Source organism: Ideonella margarita (genome assembly GCF_038066635.1).
GTDB lineage: Bacteria > Pseudomonadota > Gammaproteobacteria > Burkholderiales > Burkholderiaceae_C > Ideonella > Ideonella margarita.
Genome location: NZ_JBBUTI010000005.1, coordinates 120,744 through 140,383, shown reverse-complemented (window position 1 = coordinate 140,383; position 19,640 = coordinate 120,744). Strand labels below are relative to the sequence as shown.

The 19,640-nt window shown below is 66.6% G+C and carries 22 protein-coding genes; 17 read left to right on the top strand and 5 right to left on the bottom strand.

Features of this window, described 5'->3' with window-relative positions; translation table 11 throughout:
• The first annotated feature begins 8 nt into the window (after positions 1-8).
• The 9 genes from AACH00_RS08145 to AACH00_RS08105 all read left to right on the top strand — a co-directional run bounded on the left by AACH00_RS08145 (position 9) and on the right by AACH00_RS08105 (position 8,490).
• Complete coding sequence (locus tag AACH00_RS08145; protein ID WP_341398596.1) at positions 9-1,226, top strand: ABC transporter permease; 1,218 nt, start codon at positions 9-11, stop codon at positions 1,224-1,226.
• Between the two features lie 22 nt (positions 1,227-1,248).
• Complete coding sequence (locus AACH00_RS08140; protein ID WP_341398595.1) at positions 1,249-2,583, top strand: sigma-54-dependent transcriptional regulator; 1,335 nt, start codon at positions 1,249-1,251, stop codon at positions 2,581-2,583.
• Between the two features lie 11 nt (positions 2,584-2,594).
• A complete protein-coding gene (locus AACH00_RS08135; protein WP_341398594.1) occupies positions 2,595-3,983 on the top strand; it encodes a sensor histidine kinase in 1,389 nt (462 codons plus the stop codon).
• Positions 3,984-4,042: 59 nt separating this feature from the next.
• Complete coding sequence (locus AACH00_RS08130) at positions 4,043-4,972, top strand: hypothetical protein (RefSeq protein WP_341398593.1); 930 nt, start codon at positions 4,043-4,045, stop codon at positions 4,970-4,972.
• Between the two features lie 20 nt (positions 4,973-4,992).
• Positions 4,993-5,292, top strand: a complete 300-nt coding sequence (locus tag AACH00_RS08125; protein ID WP_341398592.1) for a PAAR domain-containing protein — start codon at positions 4,993-4,995, stop codon at positions 5,290-5,292.
• 115 nt (positions 5,293-5,407) lie between these two features.
• Positions 5,408-5,830 carry a VOC family protein gene (locus AACH00_RS08120; protein WP_341398591.1) on the top strand — a complete coding sequence of 141 codons (423 nt, stop codon included), beginning with the start codon at positions 5,408-5,410 and terminating at the stop codon, positions 5,828-5,830.
• Between the two features lie 170 nt (positions 5,831-6,000).
• Positions 6,001-6,558: an NADPH-dependent FMN reductase gene (locus AACH00_RS08115; protein WP_341398590.1), complete on the top strand. Its 558-nt coding sequence runs from the start codon at positions 6,001-6,003 to the stop codon at positions 6,556-6,558.
• A gap of 105 nt (positions 6,559-6,663) precedes the next feature.
• The gene (gene hmpA / locus AACH00_RS08110; RefSeq protein ID WP_341398589.1) at positions 6,664-7,962 is read left to right on the top strand and encodes an NO-inducible flavohemoprotein; all 1,299 of its coding nucleotides are present in this window, start codon (positions 6,664-6,666) and stop codon (positions 7,960-7,962) included.
• A gap of 84 nt (positions 7,963-8,046) precedes the next feature.
• Positions 8,047-8,490 (top strand): Rrf2 family transcriptional regulator, encoded by a 444-nt coding sequence (locus tag AACH00_RS08105; protein WP_341398588.1) that lies wholly within the window; start codon positions 8,047-8,049, stop codon positions 8,488-8,490.
• 27 nt (positions 8,491-8,517) lie between these two features.
• On the opposite strand, the gene AACH00_RS08100 is transcribed toward AACH00_RS08105, so the two are convergent.
• Genes AACH00_RS08100 through AACH00_RS08090 form a run of 3 tightly spaced genes read right to left on the bottom strand, consistent with a single transcriptional unit; the run spans position 8,518 to position 11,602 of the window.
• A complete protein-coding gene (locus tag AACH00_RS08100; protein ID WP_341398587.1) occupies positions 8,518-8,892 on the bottom strand; it encodes a hypothetical protein in 375 nt (124 codons plus the stop codon).
• A complete protein-coding gene (locus tag AACH00_RS08095; protein ID WP_341398586.1) occupies positions 8,889-9,497 on the bottom strand; it encodes a response regulator transcription factor in 609 nt (202 codons plus the stop codon). The genes AACH00_RS08100 and AACH00_RS08095 overlap by 4 nt, the downstream gene beginning before the upstream one ends.
• On the bottom strand, positions 9,494-11,602 hold the full coding sequence (locus AACH00_RS08090) for an ATP-binding protein (protein WP_341398585.1): 2,109 nt from the start codon (positions 11,600-11,602) through the stop codon (positions 9,494-9,496). Before AACH00_RS08090 ends, AACH00_RS08095 begins: the two co-directional genes overlap by 4 nt.
• Before the next feature lie 195 nt (positions 11,603-11,797).
• Here AACH00_RS08090 and AACH00_RS08085 point away from each other — a divergent pair, with 195 nt between their 5' ends.
• Positions 11,798-12,280, top strand: a complete 483-nt coding sequence (locus AACH00_RS08085) for a GreA/GreB family elongation factor (RefSeq protein ID WP_341398584.1) — start codon at positions 11,798-11,800, stop codon at positions 12,278-12,280.
• Between the two features lie 101 nt (positions 12,281-12,381).
• On the opposite strand, the gene AACH00_RS08080 is transcribed toward AACH00_RS08085, so the two are convergent.
• A complete protein-coding gene (locus AACH00_RS08080) occupies positions 12,382-12,672 on the bottom strand; it encodes a GIY-YIG nuclease family protein (protein ID WP_341398583.1) in 291 nt (96 codons plus the stop codon).
• 163 nt (positions 12,673-12,835) lie between these two features.
• Between AACH00_RS08080 and AACH00_RS08075 the strand changes: the two genes are divergently transcribed.
• Together AACH00_RS08075 and AACH00_RS08070 are read left to right on the top strand one after the other, a co-directional pair.
• Positions 12,836-13,276: a hypothetical protein gene (locus AACH00_RS08075; protein ID WP_341398582.1), complete on the top strand. Its 441-nt coding sequence runs from the start codon at positions 12,836-12,838 to the stop codon at positions 13,274-13,276.
• A gap of 66 nt (positions 13,277-13,342) precedes the next feature.
• Positions 13,343-13,843 carry a hotdog fold domain-containing protein gene (locus AACH00_RS08070; protein ID WP_341398581.1) on the top strand — a complete coding sequence of 167 codons (501 nt, stop codon included), beginning with the start codon at positions 13,343-13,345 and terminating at the stop codon, positions 13,841-13,843.
• Positions 13,844-13,897: 54 nt separating this feature from the next.
• Here the strand turns inward: AACH00_RS08070 and AACH00_RS08065 are convergent, their stop codons facing one another.
• Entirely contained in the window at positions 13,898-14,806 is a 909-nt protein-coding gene (locus AACH00_RS08065) for a LysR substrate-binding domain-containing protein (RefSeq protein ID WP_341398580.1), read from the bottom strand.
• Between the two features lie 129 nt (positions 14,807-14,935).
• Here AACH00_RS08065 and AACH00_RS08060 point away from each other — a divergent pair, with 129 nt between their 5' ends.
• The 5 genes from AACH00_RS08060 to AACH00_RS08040 all read left to right on the top strand — a co-directional run bounded on the left by AACH00_RS08060 (position 14,936) and on the right by AACH00_RS08040 (position 19,609).
• Positions 14,936-15,916 (top strand): Bug family tripartite tricarboxylate transporter substrate binding protein, encoded by a 981-nt coding sequence (locus tag AACH00_RS08060; RefSeq protein ID WP_341398579.1) that lies wholly within the window; start codon positions 14,936-14,938, stop codon positions 15,914-15,916.
• A gap of 83 nt (positions 15,917-15,999) precedes the next feature.
• Positions 16,000-16,698, top strand: a complete 699-nt coding sequence (locus AACH00_RS08055; RefSeq protein ID WP_341398578.1) for an RraA family protein — start codon at positions 16,000-16,002, stop codon at positions 16,696-16,698.
• Positions 16,695-17,618 (top strand): NAD(P)-dependent oxidoreductase, encoded by a 924-nt coding sequence (locus AACH00_RS08050; protein ID WP_423221914.1) that lies wholly within the window; start codon positions 16,695-16,697, stop codon positions 17,616-17,618. The genes AACH00_RS08055 and AACH00_RS08050 overlap by 4 nt, the downstream gene beginning before the upstream one ends.
• Before the next feature lie 155 nt (positions 17,619-17,773).
• Entirely contained in the window at positions 17,774-18,757 is a 984-nt protein-coding gene (locus AACH00_RS08045; protein WP_341398577.1) for a Bug family tripartite tricarboxylate transporter substrate binding protein, read from the top strand.
• Positions 18,758-18,763: 6 nt separating this feature from the next.
• A complete protein-coding gene (locus AACH00_RS08040) occupies positions 18,764-19,609 on the top strand; it encodes an amidohydrolase family protein (protein ID WP_341398576.1) in 846 nt (281 codons plus the stop codon).
• The last annotated feature ends 31 nt before the right edge of the window (positions 19,610-19,640 follow it).

The window sequence follows — 19,640 nt, the reverse complement described above, 5'->3', positions numbered from 1 at the left end:
ACCTGACCATGGACATCCTGCCCATCCTGGCCACGCTGAAACGCCACAAGACGGCCGCCGGCCTGATCGTGCTGCAGGTGGCGCTGACCTGCGCCATCGTCTGCAACGCGTTGTTCCTGATCCACCAACGCACCGAGCGCATGGCCTTGCCCACCGGCATGCCTGACAACGAACTGGTGGAACTCGAGGTCAGCGGGTTCAGCGGCAGCCTGGCGCCCGAGGTGGCCAGCCGCGCTGACCTGCAAGCACTGCGCAGTTTGCCCGGCGTTACCGCGGCGACGATCATCAACCAGCGGCCGTTTGGCGACAACTTCTGGGTCAGCGGTGTGCGCTTGAAGCCGGAGGCCGAGGCCCGCGACGCCGGTGCCGCCAACTACGTCGCCAGCGAGGGCTGGCTGGAGACGCTCGGTCTGCACCTGGTGGCCGGGCGTGATTTCACGGCGGAAGAGCGGATGGACATTGCCGAGACCGAGCGGGCCGATTCGCGGCCGATCACCGCCGTCATCCTGAACCAGCATCTGGCCACCAAGCTGTTCCCGGACAAGCCGGCCGTTGGTGAGGCGGTCTACATCTTCGGGCAGCAGCCAATGCGGGTGGTTGGTGTCGTGCAGACGCTGCTGTCGCCGGCACCCGGCGGCCAGATGGACCATGACCTGAACGCCTTCATGCTGCCCGTCCGGCCGAACTACACCGGTGGTGCCTACCTGCTGCGCACGGCGCCCGATCAGCGGGCCGATGTGCTCAAGCGCGCCGAAGCGGCCTTGCTCAAGGTTGATCCGAAGCGGGTGGTGACGCACAAGCGCTTCTTTACCGAGCAACGCACGGACTATTACCGGCAAGACCTGAACATGGCCTGGCTGATGGCGGGTGTGTGCCTGGCCTTGCTGCTGGTCACCGCGGTGGGCATCGTGGGTCTGGCCAGCTTCTGGGTGCAGCAGCGCACCCGCATGATCGGCACGCGGCGCGCGCTGGGCGCCACCCGCGGCCAGATCCTGCGCTACTTCCAGACCGAGAACCTGCTGCTCACCGGCATCGGCATCGTGCTGGGCATGAGCGGGGCCTATGGCGGCAGCCTGGCGTTGATGCGGCTGTATGAGCTGCCGCCGCTGCCCTGTTTCTACCTGCCCATTGGCGCCGTGGTGCTGTTCGGCCTGGGCCAGCTGGCCGTGCTGGCCCCGGCGCGGCGCGCGGCCGCCTTGCCACCGGTGGCCGCGCTGCGTGGCTGAAGCCCGGTCACAATCCCAGCCCATGCGCAGCGTCCTGATCATCGATGACCACCCCGGCATCTGCGAGGCCCTGGCCTTGCTGCTGTCGCTGCACGACATCCGCCCGCTGGTGGCCAGCAGCCCCGACGAGGCGCTGGCCCTGCTGGCCACCCAGCCGGTGGACCTGGTGATCCAGGATATGAACTTCAGTGCCGACACCACTTCGGGCCTGGAGGGCGCGGCGCTGTTCCACCGGCTGCGTGCTCTGCAGCCCGATCTGCCGGTGATCCTGCTCACCGCCTGGACCAACCTGGAGCATGCGGTGGCGTTGGTGAAGGCCGGCGCGGCTGATTACCTGGCCAAGCCCTGGGACGATGCCAAGCTGCTGGCCACGGTGGAAAACCTGCTGGAGCTGGGCGAGGCCGGCCGCACCCTGCAGCGCCACCAGCAGGCGCGCCGCCAGCGCATGCAGGCCCTGCGCCAGCGCTTCGAGCTGGGTGACGGCGTGTTCGAGTCCGAGGCCATGCTGGCCGTGCTGGAGCTGGCCTGCCAGGTCGCGCGCTCCAGCCTGCCTGTGCTTGTCACAGGCCCGAACGGCAGCGGCAAGGAACGCATCGCGGCGCTGGTCCATGCCAATTCAGCCGTGCGCAGCGGGCCTTTCGTGGCGCTCAACTGCGGCGCCTTGCCGGCCGAGCTTATCGAGGCCGAACTGTTTGGAGCCGAGAGCGGCGCGTTCACCAGCGCCCAGCGTGCCCGTGAGGGGCGCTTCGAGGCGGCCGATGGCGGCACGCTGTTCCTGGACGAGATCGGCACGCTGCCGCTGGCGGGCCAGGTCAAGCTGCTGCGCGTGCTGGAGACGGGCCGCTTCGAGCGGCTCGGCTCCAGCCGCAGCCGCGATGCCCAGGTGCGCGTCATCAGTGCCACCAACGCCGATCTGAAAGCCATGGTGGCCGCAGGCACCTTCCGCGAAGACCTGTATTACCGGCTCAACGTGGTCGAAATCCGCTTGCCTTCACTGGCTGAGCGGCGCGACGACATCCTGCCGCTGGCGCAACACTTCCTGCAGGGCCGGGCCCGCCTGACCGAAGCCGCGCGTGAGCTGCTGCTGGCCCATACCTGGCCCGGCAATGTGCGGCAGCTGGGCAATGTGATGGCGCGTGCGGCGCTGCTGTGCGAGGGCGGTTTGATCACCCCCGCGCAGCTGGGCATCGAAGCCGCGCCATCGGCCAGTCGCTCACTCGATGAGCCCAGCCGCGACGCGGTGCTGGCCGCGTTGGCGCAGGCCGACGGCGTGGTCAGCCGCGCGGCGCAACAGCTGGGGCTCTCACGACAGGCCTTGTACCGGCGCATGGACCGCTACGGCCTGCCCCGCGAATGAAGGGGCTGGGCATGCGGCCACGCCTGGTGCTGCTGATTCTGGCGGCGGTGCTGGTGGGTGCTGGCGGCCATGCGCTGCTGCTGCAATGGGTGGCAGCAGCGGGCTGGCACTGGCCCCTGCTGTTGGCGCTGGGCCTGCTGCTGGGGCTGGCCGGCGCAGCCTGGCAGCTGCAACCCTTGCAGCGCTTCCTGAAGGCGCTGCAGGGGGCAGTGCACAACTACCGCGACGGCGACTACAGCATGCTGCTGTCGGTGCAGGGCGGCGGTGAGCTGCGTGAGTTGCTGCGCCTGCACCATGACCTGGGCCTGGCGCTGCGCGAACAAAGCCAGCAGCTGGCCCAGCGTGAGCTGCTGCTCGACACCCTGGTGCAACACACGCCCGTGGCCTTGCTGCTGGTGGACCCGGACGGGCAGATCCAGTTTGCCAACCTGGCCGCCCGCGACTTGCTGGACCAGGGCCGCAGCGTGCGCGGCCTGGCTCTGGCTGATTTGCTGGAGCGCGCACCGCCCGCACTCGCCCAAGCCCTGCGCGAAGACCGCGACCAGCTGGTGAGCGTGCCGGGCGCCCAGGGCAGTGGCACGGACGAGGACAGTTTTCTGGTGTCGCAGCGCCCGGTGCTGCTGCTGGGGCAGGCTCACCGGCTGATCCTGCTGCGGCGCATGACGCGTGAGCTGTCTCGCCAGGAGGTGGCCAGCTGGAAGCGGGTGATCCGTGTCATCAGCCACGAGCTGAACAACTCGCTGGCGCCTATTTCGTCGCTCGCCCACAGCGGCGCCGAGCTGGCCCGGCGCGGTGACCTGGAGCGCCTGCCGGGCGTACTCACCAGCATCGGTCAACGGGCCGCGCATCTGCACAGTTTTCTGGCGGGTTATGCCCAGGTGGCCAAGCTGCCGGCGCCACGCTGGCAGCCGGTGGTCTGGTCGGAGTTTCTGGCCAGCCTGCACAGCCATGCCCGCTTCGAAGTGCAGGGCGAGTTGCCCGCAGCCGACGGCACGGACGCCGTGGCGGCTTTCGACGCCGCGCAGCTGGAGCAGGCGCTGATCAACTTGCTGAAGAACGCGCATGAATCGGGCTCGGCCGCGGAAGATGTGCAGCTGAGCCTGAGTGCGTTGACTGGTGAAGGCCAGGCACAAGGTTCAGGCCAAGGCCAAGGCCACTGGCGGCTGTGCGTGAGCGACCGCGGCCCCGGCATGAGCGAGCAGGTGCTGGCGCAGGCGCTGCTGCCGTTTTATTCAACCAAGCGCAGCGGCTCCGGCCTGGGCCTGGCGCTGGCCCGCGAGATTGCCGAGGCCCACGGCGGGCGCATTGCGCTGGCCAACCGGGAGGGTGGTGGGCTGCAGGTGAGCCTGTGGATTCCGCGCCGCGGGCCGGACGCCGTGCCCTTTGCATCGGGTGGCTGATCCAACACGCTGCTGAGGTAAATTGACCCGCATCCGGTCACACCACCTCAGGACAGCTCATGCCCACCAGCCCCCTCGCCAGCACCGGCAACGTTGCCTCCTACCGCGTGCTTCTGGGCGGCATCGATCTGGCCCCTGAGGCACCGGTCATCGAGATCGAGGTGCAGCATGCCGTGGGCGAAGTGCCCCGTGCCCGCATCGTGCTGATGGACGGTGACATGCCCACTGGCGACTGGCCGCTGGCGGATTCAGGCGCCTTCCTGCCGGGCACGGCGGTCGAGATCTTCGCCGGGTACGACGCCGTGAGCTCGACGATCTTCAAGGGTGTGATTGCGCGCATGGGGGTGGGTATCAGCGGCCCCAACCGCTCGCAGCTCACGCTGGAGTGCCGGGACTGTGCGGTGGCTGACGCCGCGCCTGAGAGCCAGGCCCCGGCGACTGCAACGGAAGCGGCGCTCAAGCTGACCTGGGGGGTGGACTTGCAGGCGTTTGAGGCTGAGCTGCTTGCGGGGAAGACGCCAGATCAGTCCACCGCGTCACCACGTCGCGTTCGCGGCACAGCCCGTTCCCAGGGCAGCGCCTTGGCCGTCGCAGGCGGCATGATCGAGCTGGCTGGGGTGGGCAAGTGGTTCAGTGGCACGCAGCCTGTCAACCGCGTTTGGCATCGGCTCTCGGAGGGCGACTGGACCACCGAGGTCGCCTTCGGCCTGCCGCAGCCCCACCTCACCCGCGCGTTGGTGCTGAATGAGGAAGATGGCTCGCTGCTGCTGAAGGACGACTACGGCAACCAGATCCAGATGGATGCCAGCGGCATTCGCATCGAATCAAGCAAGGACCTGGTGCTGAATGCGGTAGCCAATCTGCAGGCCAGCGCGCTCAACATCAATTGCACGGCGCAGGTGGGCTTCACCGGCAAGGGCAGTGCCACGGCCGAGCTCAGCGCCTCGGGCCAGACCACGGTCAAGGGCGCGATGGTGCTGATCAACTGACGAGACAAGGGATCAACGCCATGCCACCTGCCGCTCGCCTCACTGACCTGCACGTCTGCCCCATGGTCACGCCGGGTTTGCCGCCCATTCCGCATGTGGGCGGCCCGGTGATCGGCCCGGGCGTGCCCAACGTCCTGATCGGCATGCTGCCTGCGGCGGTGGTGGGTGACTGCGCGGTGTGCGTGGGCCCGCCCGACACGATCGTTCAGGGGTCATCCACCGTGCTGATCGGCGGCAAGCCCGCCGCGCGCATGGGCGACGTGACGGCGCATGGCGGCAGCATCGTCATCGGCATGCCCACCGTGATGATTGGCGGATGAGCCAGCGGCAGGTACGCTGCAATCGCCAAGGCGTCTGAACACCCGCCACGGCCAAGAAAACCAAGAAACCCGATAAACCGCAAGCCCAACCACCCCCAGCCCCGAGGAGCCCACGATGACCAAGACCCTCTTCATCAGCCTGCCTGTCTCTGACCTCGCCGTGTCCACGGCCTTCTACCAGGCACTGGGCTTCACGCTGAACCCGGCGTTCAGCAGTGCAGACGGCTCGGCGATGGTGTGGAATGAGGCGGTGCAGGTCATGCTGGTCACGCATGCCAAGTGGCGCACCTTCACCCAGCGCCCGTTCCCGCCGACGGGATCGTGCGGAATGATGTTGTCGCTGGCACTGGAAAGCCGCGCTGAGGTGGATGCGATGAACGAGGCTGCCGCAGCCCACGGCGGGCAGGCCGACGTGAACCCGATGGAGGACCATGGCTTCATGGTCACGCGTGACCTGGCCGACCCCGACGGCCACATGTGGGCGGCGCTCTGGATGGACCCGGCTGCGATGACGCCGCCGGCTGAACCCGCCGCCTAAGTGGCGTGAGCCGCGTCAGTCGGCTTGGTCAAAACAAGCGCGGTCTGAAGGCCGGACGCTGCACCGGTTCGTTGCCGCACAGACCTCACGCTCCGAGGCGCCTACCTTGGGCGCGGGCGCTGCTGTTGCGCACCGATCCCGTCCACGTCCGTCTTCACCCAGGGCCCGCCATGAGTCAGATCCAGATCGCCGTGTTTGTCGGCAGCTTGCGCAAAGGCTCGCTCAACCGTCAGATGGCCACCGCGCTGGCCGCGCTGGCGCCACCGGGGTTCACTTTCAAACAGGTCAACATCGGCGATTTGCCGCTCTACAACCAGGACGACGACGGCGATCAGGCGCCGCAGGTCAAGCGCCTGAAGGCCGAGATCGTCGCGAGCCACGGCCTGTTGTTCGTGACGCCGGAATACAACCGCTCGATCCCGGGTTTGCTGAAAAACGCCATCGACCATGCCTCACGCCCTTATGGGCAAAGTGTGTGGACGGGCAAGCCGGCGGGCGTGATCGGCGTGTCGGTGGGCGCGGTGGGCACCGCGCTGGCGCAACAGCATCTGCGCAATGTGCTGGCCTACCTGGATGCGCCCACGCTGGGCCAGCCGGAGGCCTTCATCCACGCCCAGGAAGGCCTGTTTGATGCGGCAGGACACATCGGCACCGCGAGCAAGGACTTCCTGCAGAGCTGGGTCAACCGCTACGCCGCCTGGGTGACACAGCATCAGGTCGGGCCATGACACGCCTCGGCATTCCGGCAGGCCCTTCTGCCAACGCTTCGGTTTCATCAGCGCACGCCGCTGACCACGACCTGAGAGCGTAGGCTCGGCCCGACATCGACGGGCATGTCGCGCAATGCCCCTACAGTTGTGGTTTGCAATAGATGCACCAATAATGCATCTATTGCAAACCCAAAGAGCCCCGTCATGTTGAACGCCACCGCCCGCCAACTCGTCCATGCCACCGCCCCTGTGCTGAAGGAGCATGGCGTGGCCTTGACCCGCCACTTCTACGCCCGCATGTTCGAGCACAACCCCGAGCTGCGGGAGGTGTTCAACCAGGGTCATCAACGCAGTGGTTCGCAGCAAGAGGCGCTGGCCATGGCCGTGGCGGCCTATGCCGCGAACATCGACCATCCGGAGGTGCTGATGCCTGTGCTGGAGCGCGTGGCCGCCAAGCACATCAGCCTGGGCATTCGCCCCGAGCACTACGCGGTGGTGGGCCGCCATCTGCTGGCGTCCATTGGCGAAGTGCTGGGCGGCGCGGCAACGCCAGCGCTGATCGACGCCTGGGCCGCCGCCTACGGCCAGCTGGCCGACATCCTGATCGGCATGGAGCAGCAAGGCTATGCCCGCGCTGTGGAGCAGGCCGGTGGCTGGACGGGCTGGCGCAGCTTCCGCGTTCAGGCCCGGCGCGCCGAGAGCGACGAGATCACCTCGTTCGAGCTGGTGCCGGCCGATGGTGGTGCGGTGCCGCCGTACCAGCCCGGCCAATATGTGTCGGTGCGCCTGCTGGTGCCCGAACTCGGTTATCGCCAGCCGCGCCAGTACAGCTTGTCTGATGCACCCGGTCGGCGCCACCTCCGCATCTCCGTGAAGCGTGAAGCGGCTGGCACGGATCGACCGGCGGGCATGGTCTCGAACCGTCTGCACGACCATGTGCAGGAAAGCGACGTGCTGGAGCTGGCTCCGCCGGCTGGCGAGTTTTTCCTGCACGCTGAGCGCACCACGCCGGTCGTGTTGTTGAGCGCCGGCGTGGGCATCACGCCGATGGTGTCGATGTTGACCCACCTGCAGGCCACGGCACCTCAGCGAGCCGTGCGTTTCATCCATGCCGCGCGGCACGCCGGTGTGCAGGCCTTTGCCCAGCCGGTGCGCGAGCTGGCGCAGCAGATGAGCGACGCCCGGACGCTGCTGGTGCACGAAACCGCGCGGCCGGAGGTGCCGTCAGCGCAGCCCGATGCGCTGGGCCGCATCGACCTTCACCACCTCGCCGGCACCGGCTTCCTGCCCGAAGATGCGGACTACTACCTCTGCGGCCCGCTGGGCTTCATGTCCGCGCAGATCGGCGGCTTGAAGGCCCTGGGCGTGCCGGTGAATCGCATCCACGCCGAGGCCTTCGGCACCGGCGGTGTGACCGCCTGAAATCACGCCGCAAGCCGGGCAGGGCATGGCTGCCCGGCTTGCCAGCTTGTATGCTCGCAGGCCTTGTTTCAGAAAGACCTGCGGATGCAACTCACTCGCTTCACCGACCTTGGCCTGCGGGTGTTGATGTACCTGTGCGACGCCGAGCCTGCCCAGGCCATCACCATCGCCGAGGTCACCGAGCGCTTTGATGTCTCGCACAACCACCTGACCAAGGTGGTGCAGTTCATGGGGCAGCAGGGCTGGCTGCTCAATGTTCGCGGGAAGGGCGGTGGCATGCGCCTGGCGCATCCCCCCGAGCACTATCCGCTGGGCCACTTGGTGCGCACGCTGGAGCGCACCAACGAGTTGATCGACTGTGCCGAGCCGCCGTGTGCCCTGCGCGGGCACTGCACGCTCAAGGGCTTGCTGTCGCAGGGCGAAGAGGCCTTTTATGCCGCGCTGGACGAATACACCCTGGCGGATGCCCTGAAAGGCAAGACGCAGGTCGCGCTGATCAAGCTGCACCGCGCGCCCAGGCCGCACTGAGCCGCCTGGGGCAGGCCTCAGCCAGCCTCAGCCAGGCACAACCACCAGCGTCGCATCCAGCTCACGCACCCGTTCGTCCTGGTAATAACCGCCGAACTCGGTGTAGCGCAGGTAGGCGCGGTGGCAACTGCGGCACCGCCACACATCGCAGCGGTTGTACGGGTGAAAGCCCGGCGCGATGGGCGCATCAACTGACCAGCCGTTCGTGCCCGCCGGGTGGTATTCCTCCAGCGTCGGCTCTTCATCGCTGGCTGCGCGCAGCGTGCCCACCAGCTCCAGCCGGGTCTGCTCGAAGCTGCCTGGCATCGATTCCCAGCCCGGGCTGCGCAGCGGGCCGCAGGCCTCGCAGGGGGTGCTTCGGTCGGCGGCGCCGGCCAGGGTCATCAACTGTGTGGGTGTCATGCCAGCATGCTTTCAAAGCGGGCCATCCAGCGCCCCAGTGCGTTGTCGTTCGCCACGCCCAGTTTGGCGAACAGGTTGGCGCGGTGCGTTTCCACCGAGCGGGGGCTGCATTCGGGCACCAGCGTGCGGGCAATGGCCTTGTTGGATGCGCCCACGGCCACATGGCGCGCCACCTCGCGCTCGCGCGGGGTCAGCTGCGCCCACAGGGCCAGGGCGTCGCCGCGCTCACCGGCCTCGGCCAGGGCCAGCGGCAGCTTGGCCAGCAGCACCGCGGTGTCGGGCTTCACCACCCAATCGAACGCGCCCTGGCGCACGGCATCCAGGGCCATCGGAATGTCACCATGGCCCGAGAGGAACAGCACCACCTGCGGGCTGCGCACCTGGCGCATGCGCTCAAACACCTGCAGGCCGCTGAGGCCACCCATGCGCAGGTCCAGCACCACGCAGGCGGGTTGCTGCAGGTCGACCCCGGCAAGGAAGTCTTCGCCCGAGGCAAAGCCCTGCACCGCCAGGCCCTGCGGAAACAGCAGCATCAGCAAAGAGCGGCGAACCGCCTCGTCGTCGTCGACCACGTACACCGGTGGCTGGGGCTTCTGGAGCGTCATCGTTGCAAGGGCAGGTTGAATTCGAATACCGCGCCACCGCCCTCACGCGCCTGCCACACCAGCGCGCCACCGTGGCTTTCGATGATGGAGCGGCAGATGTTCAGGCCGAGGCCAAGGCCGTCGTGGCGGGTCGTGAAAAACGCGTCGAACAGGTGCGGCGCATGTTCGGGCCGCACGCCGGGGCCACGGTCGGCCACGCGCACATGCAGGTGGCCGTCCGCTTGCACTTCGCCGCTCAGCTCGATCAGCCGGCGCTCGGTGGGCAGCCCTTCGAGTGCCTGCAGCGCATTCAGCAGCAGGTTCATCAGCACCTGCTCGATCAGCACGCGGTCGGCACTCACGCCGGGCAGGTCATCGGGCCAGTGGCTGATGACACGCGCCGGGCGCGCCTGCAGCTCGGGTTGCAGCCAGTGCAGCACGCGCTGCAGCACATCGGCTATCTGCAGGGTTTCACGCGGATGGCGGCCCGGGCGCACCAGGCCGCGAATGCGCCGCACGATGTCGGAGGCGCGGTGGGCCTGCTCCTGGATGTCATGCAGGCTGGCCAGCAGCATCTCTTGCGGGCCACTTTGCGCCAGTGCGGTCGCGGCCGCTGCGAAGTTCGACATCGCCATCAGCGGCTGGTTCAACTCATGAGCCAGTGTCGACGCCATCTCGCCCAGGCCCGCCAGCCGTGCAGCGCGCTGCAGCTGCACTTCCTGTGCGCGCTGCGTGGCTTCGGTCTGGCGCTGCGCGGTGATGTCGACCACCGAGCTCATCCAGCCGCGCTGCACGCCGTTGGCGTCGATCAGCGGTGCGGTGTAGATCATCGTGATCACGTCGTGCCCGTGCTTGTGGCGCAGCCGTGATTCAAACCCGGTGGGCTCGGCCTGGCCGCTGAGCGTGGCCTTGCTTTCGCTCCAGTGGCGCTCCATGTCGCTCGGGTGCCAGTAGGGGTAGGGCGGCAGGCAACCCAGCAGCTCATCCGCGTCGAAGCCGGTGATGCGGCACAGCGCGCGGTTCACGTAGATGATGCGGCCATCCAAGTCACGCGCCCGCATGCCCACCAGCAGCGATTCCTCCATCGCATGGCGGAAGGCGTGGGCCTCCTGCAGCTCGCGGGTGCGGTCGGCCACGCGTTGTTCCAGGTCAACCCGGGCCTGCTGCTGCTCGGCATAACGCCGCTCGCGCAGACGCCAGTACAGCGTGCCGGTGGTCAGCAAGGCCAGCAGCAGGGCGGTGGTGGCCCAGGCCTGCTCGCGCGCCTGCACGATGCCGGCATGCTCGCTCATGGCGGTCAGCGTCCAGCCGTAGTCGGGCAGGGGCAGGTCCAGCGCCAGGTAGCGGGTGGTGGTGCCCTGCACCTGCATGTCGAGCAATTGGTCGCCGGTGTGCAGGCCGGGCACCGTGTGCCAGGGCAGCACGGGCAGCGGCAACTGTGCGCCGTAGGCCTGGCTGTCGGCGAGCCAGGTTTGCTCGAGCGACGTGAGTGGCCGGGTGCTGCGGTAGCGCCATTCCGGGTGGCTGGCGAGGAAGGTCACGCCGCGCTGATCGCGCAGCACCACCGGCTCGGGTGAGCGCGCCCAACTGGCCGCCAGCGCGTCGAGCGCCACCTTCACCGCCACCACGCCCACCACGCGGCCACCATCAACAATGGGCTCGGCGATGAACAGGCCGGGTTTGCTGGTGGTCAGCCCGATGCCGTAGAACAGGCCGGTGTGGCCCGCCAGCGCTTCCACGAAATACGGCCGCCGGGCATACACCTGGCCGACGAAGCTGTCGGCGGTGCGCCAGTTGCTGGCGGCCAAGGTCTGGCCCTGGCGGTCCATCACATACAGCGCGGTCGAGCCGGCTTTCAGGCTGATGGCTTCCAGGTAGCGGTTGATGCGCTGACGATGGTCGAGCGACTCCGGCTGCTTCAGCAAAGCCACCACATCGGCCTGCTGGCCCACCACCGTGGGCAGGGCGGCGTATTGGCCCGTCACGCCGCGCAGCCACTGCGCATGCGTTTCCAGCGCCGACTGCAGCACGGCACGGCGCTCGGCGGTGGCGCGTCGCTCGGCCCAGGCGCCCGCCAGGCCAGCCAGGGCCACGGCCAGCAGCAGCAACAGCGCCACGCCCAACATGCGTCTCGCTCGTTGGGCCGAGGGGCCGGTGGCAGGGAGGGGCTCGGGGCGGTTCAACACAGGCAGATCAACTTCGGCCACATGTTGGCATGGCGCGTGCGCCGTGGCGCGTCGGCCGCCTGCGTAAAACTACGCAGGCGGGCCCTTCATAATCCGGGCCCGCCCCCCGCTTGTTCGAGACGCACACCTTTCACCATGGATAAATTCTTGCTGCAGCAGCAGGTGCTGGAACGGCTTGCCGACGACCTGCTGCAGGTTGAACAGGCCGTGCGGGTGGCCCATGAAACGGCGACGCACGAAGAGAACATCGCCGAGAACAAGTACGACACCCTGGGGTTGGAGGCCTCCTATCTGGCGGCCGGGCAAGCCCGTCGCGCCGAGGCGATCCGCCAGGCCATGGCCAGCTGGCGCCAGTTCCGCGCACGGCCTTACGACGCCGGCAAAGGCATACAACTCGGCGCCCTGGTGTGCCTGGTAGATGCCGACGACAAGCAGCAACAGCTCTTTCTCGGCCCCGATGGCGGCAGCATGACTCTGCTCAGCGGCACCCAGCTCATCCAGGTCGTCAGCGGCGAAGCGCCGCTGGGCCGGGCGATGCTGGGCAAATGCGAGGGGGATGAGGTGACGATACAGGTGGGTTCGGTGAGGCAGGTGTTTGAGGTGGTGCGGGTGTGGTGAGGCCGTGCCCCGAAGCAGACCGCCTCTGTGAAACAGACAGCTCGCAATGACCTCACAGATTCCCCATCTGCCATCGCATTGCCATTGCGCAAGCGGCAGTCTTACCTGACTTCGCTGGAGTACGACGGCCATTGGTTGTAGCCCACCGCCGGGTCATTGGACCTGTAGTGGCGAATCATCTCCACCTCGACTTGATTCACTTCGGCGCGCGTTGCGTTTTCGCTGGCCCAGAGGATGTCTCTGGTCACAGAGAAAGTCTGACGCTGCTCCCATGTGAAGTCACGAGCAATCAATTCGTCGGACGCACTTCCAAAATAGTTGATGCTGTTTGTCCGATCCTGTCCGACATAGATTTTTCCGTTGGGGTAGGTGATGCGATACACGACTTGCATGCGGACAATCATGCCCCAAGGGCAACTCGTACTCGTTGTCGGTAAACGCACTTACCTGGGCTCCCGACGTCGAAAGGCTGTGCTTGAAGGCAAAATTAGAGCGCAGGGCAAACTTGGCGTCAGGCCTGCCGACAAGCCCACCTTGAACAATGGAGCAGCATCAATGGCACTGACGAAGAAGGGCGAGTTCTGGTACGGGACGACGTCGGGTGACACCCAAGCCGAGCTGCGCAGCTACAGCGTGGCGAATCGCCATGAGGCGGTCCGGTTTGCCGCGTCAAAGTGCGAATGCGGGTGCCGGACCTTCGCGCTGCAGACCGATGAAGAGGCTGGCGTGGCCATCCGCACCTGCACCGACTGCGGGCAGGAGCACCTGATGGGTGACAGCGCGGACCACATTGAAGAAGCCGTACCAGAGGGGCACGAGTGCGTGTGCGAGAACGAGGTGTTCGAGCTGATGTCCGGCGTTTCCTTGCATGAGGGTACACACAAGGTGCGCTGGTACTACATCGCTTGCCACTGCGTGGAGTGCAATTTGGTCGGGGTCTTCGCAGACTGGAAGTGTGAAGTGGCTGATGCGGCGGCCTTCCTCGCCAAGGCGTGAGCGACTGAGCCTCGGCGGACTTGTGCCTCAGACTGAAATTGAACACCGCCATCGCAGCGCGCAAGCATGAGCAATACCAAGAGCAAGAACAGCAGCAATGACAGCAGCATTGCCAACCCAGTCCTCAGGTACTGGAGCCGGTTGTCAGGCCTGCCCGGTGGGAAATATGTTTTCTCCAAGGTGGTGCAGTTCAAGGCGCCGTACTTCCGTACCGTCAATGCCATGGTCGAAGAGCTTCGCCCCAACCATGCGAAGCTGCGCATCAAGAAGCGGCGTGCCGTTGAAAACCACATCGGCACCGTTCATGTCATCGCCATCTGCAACTTGCTCGAAATGGCCATGGGCGTTGTGGCCGAGGCCTCCATTCCCGGCCACTTGCGCTGGATTCCCAAGGGCATGTCGGTGGACTACACAGCCAAGGCAGGCAGCAACATCTCGGGCATTGCCGAGATCAACCCTCAAGACTGGAAGCCCGGCGATCTTGACGTGAAAGTCACGGCGCTGGATGAAGGCGGCAAAGTGGTGGTGCAGGGCGTGATCAAGCTGTGGATCAGTGAGAAAAGATAACAGGCTCCGCTCCAGCCACCGCAAGGTCGACATCAGCGCGACGCCGGCCTCGAGTCACCGCGCGATATCCATCCCGCCGCCCTGCGCTGCTTCCTGCAGCAGCTTGATCAGCATCCGCGCGGCGGGTGTGAGGTAGCTGCTCTCCCGATAGGTAACGACCAGGCGCCGGCGCATCGTGGTCTCCTTGAGGGCCACCTCCTTCAACGGCGAACGACCCTCCGGCGTGTCCAGATGGTGCCGAGAGATGAAGCTCAGCAGACCCGTCTCGGCGATCAGCGCGGGCAGCATCAGCAACATGGTGCTTTCGACCTGTACTTGCGGCCGCGGCAGGCGCTTGCGGTCGAAGGTGTGGTCCAGCCAGTCACGCGTGGGCGCTCCGGGCGGCTGCAGCACCCATCGGTATTGAGTGAGGTCACGCAGGCTCACCGGAGCATCAAAGACGCGATGGCTGGCGCTGGCGGCCACCACGATGTGGTCTTCGGCCAGGCGTTGGGACGTGAATCCCGGGTCCATTGGGCTCTCCGTACCGACCACCAGGTCCAGTTCGCCAGCGTGCAGCAGGGGCTTGAGCGTATCGATGAGACCCACGACCGTGCGCAGCGTGACGTCGGGTGCTGTGGTCAGCAGCCTTCTCGCTGCCGGCGGCAGAATGAACTGGGCCGCTGTGGGCACGATGCCGATGCGGATATGTCCGGACAGCCCCTTGGCCAGGTCGCCGATCTCACGTCGTGCGTCCTCCACATCAAAGCGCACGCGCTGCGCCCACTTCAGCAGCACCTTGCCGGCAGACGTGAGCCGGATGCCGCGTCCCGCCTTCTCGAACAGTGGCGCACCAACCGACTCTTCGAGTCGCCGCACACTGGTGGTCAGTGCGGGCTGGCTGCGATGGAGCTTCTCGGTAGCACGTCCGATGTGTTCCAGCTCGGCGATGATCTCGAAGTAGCGAAGGTCGCGCAGATCCATTGCATAACTTCCGTGGATGAATTGGAAGAAACTATCGATTGGACTGTATCGGTTGCAGCTTCAATACTCCAGTCCACAGAGCCACGGTGCCCGCATGTCGCAGGCAACCTGGTCCGACGGAGACAACACATGAATACCCCACGGCGCCACCTGCTGGCCATCACTGCCTCGGTCGCCTGCGCGACCCTCTGCACTGGCGTCTTTGCCCAGGCCTACCCCACCAAGGCGATCCGCGTCATCGTGCCCTTCCCGCCGGGTGGCGGCACCGACATCATTGCCCGCGAGACCACGCAGAAGGTGGCAGCGGCCACCGGTTGGACCTTCGTCATCGAGAACAAGCCCGGCGCAGGCGGCAACCTCGGCGTTGACGCGGCGGCCAAGTCGCCTGCCGATGGCTACACCCTGGTGCTGGGACAGACCAGCAACCTTGCCATCAACCCGACGCTGTACGCGAAGATGCCCTACGACTCGCAGAAGGACCTGGCGCCCGTCGTGCTCGTGGCCAATGCGCCGCTGGTGATCGTCACGGGCATGGCTACGCCCATCAAGACGCTGGGGGATGCCGTGGTTGCGGCCAAGGCCAAGCCGGGCAACTTGAACTTCGCTTCGCCCGGCAATGGCACCGTCGCCCACCTGACCAGCGAACTGTTCCAGAAGGCTGCCGGGATCAATACGCAACACGTGCCCTACAAGGGCGCGGCCCAGGCGCTGACCGACGTCATCAGCGGCACGGTCGAGTTGTACATGTCCTCCGTGCCGACCTTGATCGGCCAGATCCGCAACAACAAGCTGCGGCCTCTGGCGGTCACATCGGCCAAACGCGTGGATGACCTGCCGAACGTGCCCACCATCAACGAGTCGGGTTTCAAGGGATTCGACGCTGTCACGTGGTTCGGCTTGATGGCACCTGCCGGCACGCCCAAGGAGGTGATCGTCCGGCTCAACGCCGAGTTCAACAAGGCCTTGCAGAACCCGGAACTGCGCAAGAAGCTTGGCGACGAAGGCGCGGACCCCGCGGGCGGAACACCCGAGCAGTTTGCAGCGCTGATCAAGGACGAGGTCCCGCGCTGGGGCAAGGTCGTCAAGGAATCGGGCGCAAGGATCGACTGATCTTCGCCTTGCACCGGGCCACGAGCCCGGGCGCCTGCCGGCGATGGCACCGGCAACCACCCATCAATTGTTTGGAGATTTCCATGAGTCAAGCCGCCGCATTGCCCGATGTGATCCGAGACATCGAGCGCGTGGATCCGACCACAGTGGCCAAAGCCGCGGAGTACCCGTCCTCCATCCTGGCTGACGTGGCCGGCCGACGCGGCGCCTTGAGCGGCCGCATCGCACCGCTGGCGCCATCGATGCGCTTTGCCGGCCCGGCCATCACCGTGGAGGTTCGGCCAGGCGACAACCTGATGATCCATGCTGCCATGGCCATTGCCCAGCCCGGTGACGTGCTTGTGATCGATGGCAAGGGCGACCTCAGCAGTGCGCTCATGGGCGAGATCATGTCGCAGCAGTGCGTGGCACTCGGCGTCGTCGGTGTGGTCATCGACGGTGCCGTGCGTGACAGCGAGGCCATCCGGGAGCTGGGCTTCCCGATGTTCGCCGCGGGACTCAACCCGAACGGCCCCACGAAGTCCGTGTCCGGGCGCCTGAACCACGCGATCTCGATCGGGGGCGTGAGCGTCCATCCGGGCGACCTCGTCGTCGGCGATGCTGACGGCGTCACCGTGATCGAACGACACAAGGCCGCAGCCATGCTGCCGCTGGCGGCCGAGAAGGTCGCTGCCGAAACCAAGCGCATTGCTGACATCAAGAGTCGCAAGGCCCTGCGCCCCGGCTGGCTCGACGCCGCGCTGCATGCGGCAGGCGTGATCAAGGAGGGCGAGACGCTGTGAGTATCAGAAAGCCAACCTTCCTGGTCACCGGAAACGACCTCGCAGGCGCCGCCCTGGCACTGCTGCAGGACTACGAGGTGATCTATGCGGGCAAGACGCCGACCGAGGAGGACATCGTGGACTTGTGCAGGGCACACGACCCGGTGGCCATCATCGTGCGCTACAGCAAGGTGGGCGCTGCTGCGATGGAGGCCGCGCCGAGCTTGAAGGTGATCTCCAAGCACGGCAGCGGCACCGACACCATCGACAAGCAGGCTGCCGCGGCACGGGGCATCCAGGTCGTCGCGGCGGTGGGGGCCAATGCCGCTGCCGTTGCCGAGCAAGCCATGGCACTGCTGCTGGCCGGAGCCAAGTCGATCGTCGCGCTCAATGCCCGCATGCATGATGGGCACTGGGACAAGGCCACGCACAAGAGCGTGGAACTGGAAGGGCGTACGGTCGGCGTCATCGGCCTGGGTGCGATTGGCTTGCGCTTTGCACGCATGGCACACGCCATGGGCATGCGTGTGCTCGGCTTTGATCCCTACGCCAAGGAACTGCCGGCCTACATCGAGGGCGCAGACCTGGCAACGATCTGGCGCGCGTCCGATGCCATCTCCCTGCACTGCCCGCTGACACCCGAGAACGCCCAACTACTCAATGCGCAGACGCTGGCGGCCTGCAAGCGCGGCGTGATCATCGTCAACACTGCCCGGGGCGGCCTGATCGACGAAGCGGCACTGCTAGCTGCGGTGCGCAGCGGCCAGGTGGCGAGCGCAGGCCTGGACAGCTTTGCGGTTGAGCCGATGACGCTGTCACATCCCTTCCATGGCGAGGCGCGCATCACGCTCAGCCCGCACATCGGCGGCGTCACGGCCGATGCGTACGTGAAGATGGGCGTGGCCGCCGCGCAGAACGCGCTGGCCGTGCTGCATGGCTGAGCCTGCCGCTGGATGTGCCGGATGGCTAGACGATGAACCAGCAACTCGCGCGCCTTGTCGTCGGCTTCGTCGCGGCACAGAACGTCCATGTGATCGAAGCCAACACCCGCACGCGCATTGCGCGGGGACTTAACCTCAACGCCTGACAACGCGACATGCCCAACACAACCCGTCGTTTGCTGATCCTGATGCTTGCCTTGGGATCCACATCGATCCCTTGGGCCGGGCATGCCCAAAGCGGGTACCCGAACAAGCCGATCAAGCTGATCGTGCCGTTTCCTCCCGGCGGCAATGTGGACCTGAGTGCCCGCATCCTGGCGCCTGAGCTCGCTCGGGAACTGGGCCAGCCGGTGGTCATCGAGAACAAGTCAGGGGCTGGCGGCACGCTGGGCCTCGATGCGGTCGCCAAGTCGGCGCCGGATGGCTACACACTCGGCATCGCTTCGCCGGTCAACCATCTTGCCGCGCCATCGCTGTACCCGAAGCTGCCCTACGACTCGATCAGGGACTTCACGCCTGTGGGCCTGGTGGCCAGCGTGCCGATGGTGCTTGTGGTCGGGCCGTCGTCGCCAGTGAAGTCGGTGCAGGAGCTGCTCCAGCTGGCGCGCGCACGCAGCGGTGCGCTGACGATGGCTTCGGCCGGCAGTGGCAGCGGCAACCACATCGTCGGCGAGCTCTTCCAGGACGCGACCGGCACGCAGTTCGTGCACGTGCCCTACAAGGGCAGCGCGCCGGCCAACACCGACCTGGCGGGTGGCCATGTCGACCTGCACTTCGACCAGCTGTCGTCGGTGCTGCCGCTGATTCAGGGCGGCAAGTTGCGACCGCTGGCCGTCACGGCGGCGAATCGGTCGGCGTTGTTGCCGGACGTGCCGACACTCGCCGAGGCGGGCGTCGCGACGTTCGATGCGTCGACCACGCTGGGCCTGGTGCTGCCGGGCAAGGCCTCCGCCGAACTGACCACGCGTCTGAACGAGGCGCTGGAGAAGGTGTTGAAGCAAGCCCGTGTGAAGGAGCAGTTCGCCCGCCTGGGCGCTGATGTGCGCGAAAGCACCCCTGCCGAGTACGTGGAGTTCATCCGGACCGAGATCGCCCGCACTGCCAAGATCGTGAAGATCGCGAAGATCACGCTCGATTGAACGCGCATGGCGACGTGCCTCGATGCCGGCTGGATCGACAGCCACTTCCACGTGATCGCTTCACCCGAGCGCCACCCGATGCTGCCCACGCGCAGCTATACGCCCGCACCTGCATCAGTGCGTCAGTGGCACGAGACGCTGTCCCCCTTTGGCATCAGACGCGGCGTGGTGGTGCAGCCGAGCTTCTACGGCACAGACAACCGGATGTTGCTCGCGGCGCTTGCAGAAGGCGATGAACACCTGGTGGGCGTCGCTGCAGTGGCAGCCGACGTCCCAGACGACGAGCTTGATCGGCTGGCCGCGGCGGGTGTTCGTGGCGTACGCATGGCGCACTTCAATGCGGGCGACCCACGCGCGATGGGCGGCTTCGTGCCGTTCAGTGCCTTCGATGCGCTGGAGGGCCGATTGCAGCAGCGGCACATGCACCTGCAACTGTTCACCGACAGCAGGCTGCTGCCGGGGATCGGCGATCGGATCGTCCGTTCGCGGGTGCCTGTGGTCATCGATCATATGGGGCGGGCGCCCGCATCCTTGGGGGATCGGCATGTCGGGATCAAGGCGCTGATTCGCCTGATGGTCGACGGACCCGTCTTCGTGAAGTTGTCCGGGATCGCCAACATATCCGACGCATCGCCCGGTTATGCGGATGCGCGCGCCGTCCACGAAGCCCTGCTGGCGGCGCGCCCCGAGCGGCTGCTTTGGGGATCGGATTGGCCGCACACCAAGCCGTCGGGTGCCAGGCCGTCAACGGCGTCGCTGGTCCGGTTGTTCCAGGCCTGGACACCTCCCGGGCTTCAGGACCTCATTGCCCGAGACAACGCTTCGGCGCTCTATCGTTGCTCCGGTGAATGACCGCGTCGCTGGCGAGCAAGCGTGTCGCTGG

Excerpts from the sequence above, each read along its gene's own strand:
- AACH00_RS08145 (WP_341398596.1), top strand. The coding sequence starts at position 9 with ATGGACATCCTGCCCATCCTGGCCACGCTGAAACGCCACAAGACGGCC.
- AACH00_RS08140 (WP_341398595.1), top strand. The coding sequence starts at position 1,249 with ATGCGCAGCGTCCTGATCATCGATGACCACCCCGGCATCTGCGAGGCC.
- AACH00_RS08135 (WP_341398594.1), top strand. The coding sequence starts at position 2,595 with ATGCGGCCACGCCTGGTGCTGCTGATTCTGGCGGCGGTGCTGGTGGGT.
- AACH00_RS08130 (WP_341398593.1), top strand. The coding sequence starts at position 4,043 with ATGCCCACCAGCCCCCTCGCCAGCACCGGCAACGTTGCCTCCTACCGC.
- AACH00_RS08125 (WP_341398592.1), top strand. The coding sequence starts at position 4,993 with ATGCCACCTGCCGCTCGCCTCACTGACCTGCACGTCTGCCCCATGGTC.
- AACH00_RS08120 (WP_341398591.1), top strand. The coding sequence starts at position 5,408 with ATGACCAAGACCCTCTTCATCAGCCTGCCTGTCTCTGACCTCGCCGTG.
- AACH00_RS08115 (WP_341398590.1), top strand. The coding sequence starts at position 6,001 with ATGAGTCAGATCCAGATCGCCGTGTTTGTCGGCAGCTTGCGCAAAGGC.
- hmpA (WP_341398589.1), top strand. The coding sequence starts at position 6,664 with ATGTCGCGCAATGCCCCTACAGTTGTGGTTTGCAATAGATGCACCAAT.
- AACH00_RS08105 (WP_341398588.1), top strand. The coding sequence starts at position 8,047 with ATGCAACTCACTCGCTTCACCGACCTTGGCCTGCGGGTGTTGATGTAC.
- AACH00_RS08100 (WP_341398587.1), bottom strand. The coding sequence starts at position 8,892 with ATGACACCCACACAGTTGATGACCCTGGCCGGCGCCGCCGACCGAAGC.
- AACH00_RS08095 (WP_341398586.1), bottom strand. The coding sequence starts at position 9,497 with ATGACGCTCCAGAAGCCCCAGCCACCGGTGTACGTGGTCGACGACGAC.
- AACH00_RS08090 (WP_341398585.1), bottom strand. The coding sequence starts at position 11,602 with ATGTTGGGCGTGGCGCTGTTGCTGCTGCTGGCCGTGGCCCTGGCTGGC.
- AACH00_RS08085 (WP_341398584.1), top strand. The coding sequence starts at position 11,798 with ATGGATAAATTCTTGCTGCAGCAGCAGGTGCTGGAACGGCTTGCCGAC.
- AACH00_RS08080 (WP_341398583.1), bottom strand. The coding sequence starts at position 12,672 with ATGCAAGTCGTGTATCGCATCACCTACCCCAACGGAAAAATCTATGTC.
- AACH00_RS08075 (WP_341398582.1), top strand. The coding sequence starts at position 12,836 with ATGGCACTGACGAAGAAGGGCGAGTTCTGGTACGGGACGACGTCGGGT.
- AACH00_RS08070 (WP_341398581.1), top strand. The coding sequence starts at position 13,343 with ATGAGCAATACCAAGAGCAAGAACAGCAGCAATGACAGCAGCATTGCC.
- AACH00_RS08065 (WP_341398580.1), bottom strand. The coding sequence starts at position 14,806 with ATGGATCTGCGCGACCTTCGCTACTTCGAGATCATCGCCGAGCTGGAA.
- AACH00_RS08060 (WP_341398579.1), top strand. The coding sequence starts at position 14,936 with ATGAATACCCCACGGCGCCACCTGCTGGCCATCACTGCCTCGGTCGCC.
- AACH00_RS08055 (WP_341398578.1), top strand. The coding sequence starts at position 16,000 with ATGAGTCAAGCCGCCGCATTGCCCGATGTGATCCGAGACATCGAGCGC.
- AACH00_RS08045 (WP_341398577.1), top strand. The coding sequence starts at position 17,774 with ATGCCCAACACAACCCGTCGTTTGCTGATCCTGATGCTTGCCTTGGGA.
- AACH00_RS08040 (WP_341398576.1), top strand. The coding sequence starts at position 18,764 with ATGGCGACGTGCCTCGATGCCGGCTGGATCGACAGCCACTTCCACGTG.